The organism is Priestia flexa NBRC 15715, from assembly GCF_001591565.1.
GTDB lineage: Bacteria > Bacillota > Bacilli > Bacillales > Bacillaceae_H > Priestia > Priestia flexa.
In genome coordinates this window covers 1-3,793 of the sequence record NZ_BCVD01000196.1, presented here as the reverse complement: position 1 = coordinate 3,793, position 3,793 = coordinate 1, and the positions used below count along the sequence as shown (strand labels likewise).

The 3,793-nt window shown below is 40.7% G+C and carries 5 protein-coding genes; 1 reads left to right on the top strand and 4 read right to left on the bottom strand.

The features are described 5' to 3' along the window. Positions 1-178: 178 nt before the first annotated feature. The 4 genes from BFL01S_RS19200 to galE all read right to left on the bottom strand — a co-directional run bounded on the left by BFL01S_RS19200 (position 179) and on the right by galE (position 2,924). A complete protein-coding gene (locus BFL01S_RS19200; RefSeq protein ID WP_061786672.1) occupies positions 179-640 on the bottom strand; it encodes a competence protein ComK in 462 nt (153 codons plus the stop codon). A gap of 132 nt (positions 641-772) precedes the next feature. Continuing rightward, complete coding sequence (locus tag BFL01S_RS19195) at positions 773-1,264, bottom strand: sigma-70 family RNA polymerase sigma factor (RefSeq protein ID WP_035321392.1); 492 nt, start codon at positions 1,262-1,264, stop codon at positions 773-775. 146 nt (positions 1,265-1,410) lie between these two features. Further along, the gene (locus BFL01S_RS19190; protein WP_156474960.1) at positions 1,411-1,668 is read right to left on the bottom strand and encodes a hypothetical protein; all 258 of its coding nucleotides are present in this window, start codon (positions 1,666-1,668) and stop codon (positions 1,411-1,413) included. A gap of 275 nt (positions 1,669-1,943) precedes the next feature. Further along, the gene (gene galE, locus BFL01S_RS19185) at positions 1,944-2,924 is read right to left on the bottom strand and encodes a UDP-glucose 4-epimerase GalE (protein ID WP_061786670.1); all 981 of its coding nucleotides are present in this window, start codon (positions 2,922-2,924) and stop codon (positions 1,944-1,946) included. 205 nt (positions 2,925-3,129) lie between these two features. Here galE and BFL01S_RS19180 point away from each other — a divergent pair, with 205 nt between their 5' ends. Continuing rightward, on the top strand, positions 3,130-3,615 hold the full coding sequence (locus BFL01S_RS19180) for a DUF2062 domain-containing protein (RefSeq protein WP_061786669.1): 486 nt from the start codon (positions 3,130-3,132) through the stop codon (positions 3,613-3,615). The last annotated feature ends 178 nt before the right edge of the window (positions 3,616-3,793 follow it).

Sequence of the window (3,793 nt, the reverse complement as noted above, 5' to 3'; positions counted from 1 at the left end):
GTATTGAGATAAAAATATAAAAAGAGCTTGATATACTATCAAACTCTTTTAAACAAGTACCATATAAATAGGATGAAAACTGCTTTTCCTAATAAAATTAAAGTTCTATCATTTTGAACATCAGAATTTCTATACTACTTACCCTTAGACATGGTAACTCTACAGTCTAATATGTAGGCTACTTCCGAATATCATGCTGCACCGTTAAAGCCTTACTTAACTTCTCTTTTAAGCTGTGCCGGGAAAGTGACGTTGGAAGATGAGTTTGATCGTGAAAGTAGATGATCTGTGAAGCTTGTTTCGAAGAAGAAAGCGTCTGAGTAACGTCGATATGGGATAGAAAATACCAGCTGCACAAATGTGATGTTGGAGACTTTGTCGGAATGACAATGAGCTCGTTGGCTTTATCGATGACAAGCGGAGGTTCTTTCGTGAAGCCAAATCGTTTTCTGACGGCGTATAGTGCGCCCTCGAAGGTTGTGAGGTGCTGAATGCAAGATTCCATGAGTAGTTCTTTGCACGTTTTCGTGGAATAGTACTCGCCTTTCGCATCTACAATTTTTGTTTGGTACTGAAAGTGTTGAACTGGCTTCAACGCTTTTGTGTCAACGTTTATAACATAGTTTTCGTTTACTTCCATTTCACCAACCCCTTTACTTTTTTACTATTTTATAAAAAAGAGTTGTAAAAATCTAGTATTTTTTACTCAAAATTCATAATTATTAGTTTAATTATAAAAAAGCAGAAAGCTACCGCCTTCTGCTTCTTACTCTTATAAATACGGAAGCGTCTCTTTCAACTTTTTCCTAGCTGTTTTCCCCCAGTTTTTCACCGCTCCTGTTGATACCCCGTACTTATCTGCAAGCTCCTTATAAGAATAGCCTCCTAATAGGTATTCCAGAATATAAATCTTTTCTCTTGGCGTGAGGTGTTGGATCATGTCGTTAATAATGGACGACTGCAGCGCCACGGGAAGCGAATCGTCTGGGTGCATCACCAACAGCGTATCTTCTGTCAGCGCTTCTCGCTCGTCTCGTTTTACGCTTGCTCTTAGCTCCATTAAAATGGTGCCGCGCACGGTGCTGTAAGCATAAGCCGAAAACGAGCCTTTGCTTTCATCAAACTTTTGGTAAGCTTTCCACAACCCAATAAGAGCGAGCTGATAGTATTCTTCTTGTTCTTTATAAATATGATGCTTTTGAATCATCGAGACAATGAGAGGGTGAAAGGATTCTGCGATTTGTTCAAACGATACAGATTTCATAGATTTGTCCTTTTGAAAAGCGCGCTTTTTCTTGTATTCCGCCGGTAGGTTTACTTTATCGAAAAGAAGATTTGAAGAACACTGACCTAATTTGACGATAATGGTTAGACACCATTCGTACTTTCCTGGGAAATAGTGAGGTTATTCTACAAGCGTAGTAATGGTAAAGGGTTCTTAAATAAAAACAGCTTAGAGTTTAAACTAGCATTCTGTGATTGTAAGCCCTCGTTCACGCTACTTGTCATCACTTCATCTGCAACATCACCGAGCTGATCTGCTAGAAAGTTTCCTACATCTGAACCAAATTTATCAATTAATGTACTTCTTGTCGTATCAGATCGTAATACATTTCCACTTAGCGTATCTGTCATGTTGACCGATTCTTTCTGTTTATCCCACATCACAACGACTTTTCCTAGCTCTGGAAAATGACGATTCAGTAGACTAAGACCGTCATTTAAGTTGATGTATTCCGTTAAGCGCTCGCGATAGTCTCCGTTTTTCGCTTTTTCTTAAAGATCTTTTGTCAAATTGGCGTTGGCATTTGGATTTTCACACGTGACGCCCTGCTTTACAAAGTCATTGTCTACAACTACGTAAGAAGCTCTTAATGAACAAGAACAAAAGAAGCATGAAGGAAAGTAAAAAGCCGAGACCCCAGGTGTCTCGGCTTCCTTCATTACTTCACTACCTTCACTTGACTTTGATGCCACTTCCACGCAGATGCAATAATTTCTTCTAGCGAACGCTCTGCTTTCCAGCCTAGCTCACGGTGGATTTTATCCGAAGACGCAACGAGTCGAGCCGGGTCGCCAGCACGGCGGTCCGCCATTACGACGTTGGCTTTTTTGCCCGTTACGCGCTCGCACGTATCGATCACTTCTTTTACTGAGTAGCCAAGGCCGTTTCCTAGATTGTACGTCGCTGTTTTGGTTTCGTTTGCTAAAAGTGACTGAAGCGCAGCGATATGTGCGTTGGCAAGATCGGTTACGTGAATGTAATCGCGAATGCACGTGCCGTCTTCTGTATCATAGTCAGAACCAAACACGGAAATGTGTTCTCTCTCACCTAGTAAGTGCTCAAGAATAATTGGAATGAGGTGCGTTTCCGGGTCATGGGACTCGCCAATTTCTGCTGTTTCGTACGCACCCGCTGCATTAAAGTAGCGAAGTACAACGTATTCCATATCGTACGCATGCGCGTAGTCCGCTAAGATGTGTTCAATCATCAGCTTAGAGCGACCGTACGGGTTGATTGGACTTGTGCTTGTTTCCTCTGTAATCATATCAACAGACGGAATGCCGTACGTTGCCGCTGTGGATGAAAAGATAAACTTTTTTACGTTATGTTTCATCATTGTTTTCAATAACGTAAGCGTCGCTGCGACGTTGTTTTCATAGTACTTCACAGGATCAACAACCGACTCTCCTACTAAGCTGTTCGCCGCAAAGTGCATCACCGCGTCAATTTGATACGTAGAAAAAACGTGCTCCAAATCCGCTTCGCTCCCTAAATTACCTTCTACAAACTGCGCGCGTTCATCAATCGCCCAGCGGTGTCCTGTTGATAGGTTATCTAAGACAACGACTTCATTTGTTTTCACTAATTCTTTTACAAGGTGGCTACCGATATAGCCAGCTCCTCCAACTACTAAAATCATAAAACCTCTCCTTTAGTCCATTTTGACTAGTTTTATCGTACTCTCTTCCCCTACTATTGTAAATGAGTTTTGTGAACTGAAAATGACTACTTTTCTTTATCTTAGTGAAATATGCGAAAAAATGCTTCTTCCAGCATTTTCATGATGTAAAATGGTGATATAGGTCTTAACCGAAACTGAGTTACCATAGAAGGGAAAGAATGATGTGAGCAAACTAAAGATCCTCAAGCGTCGATTTAAATATCTTCTTATCAAACTATTACGACTAAAAGATCATTCGCATAAAGTCGCACTTGGTTTTAGCCTTGGTTCAATTGTTAACTTTGTTCCTACCTTTGGGTTTGGACTAATCCTTTCTGTAGGTTTAGCCAAATTATGTAGAGGCAACAGCATGGCGGGCCTTATTGGTGGAATGCTGTTTATGTGGGCTTTTCCGCTCATGTTTTACTTAAACACGGTAGTTGGCGAATATCTCGTTCCCATCGATTTAGATCATGCGTTACTAGAAGTCGCCGACGATGATTTAACCGATCACTTAGAAACGGGGGCACACATCGGCAAAATATTTCTAGCAGGAATGCTTGTGAATATGGTGCTGTTTGGCGGTCTTCTTTACGCTGGCGTTTATTATATGATTAATCAGTATCGAGCTGAGCTTTTATACTACGTTTATAAAAAGTGGGTTGTATAATTTCTTAACAGCAAGAAAGGTATTACGCATGCCAAAAACCATTTCCTATCCGTTTCAACCAAAATCAAATCGCTATCTTATCCCTGGACAATTTGCCTGCGGAAGAGTAATGGTGTCTTAAAATAAAAAGAGGCTGGGACATAAGTAATTCAGCCAATGATAAACAATATTGGAAACA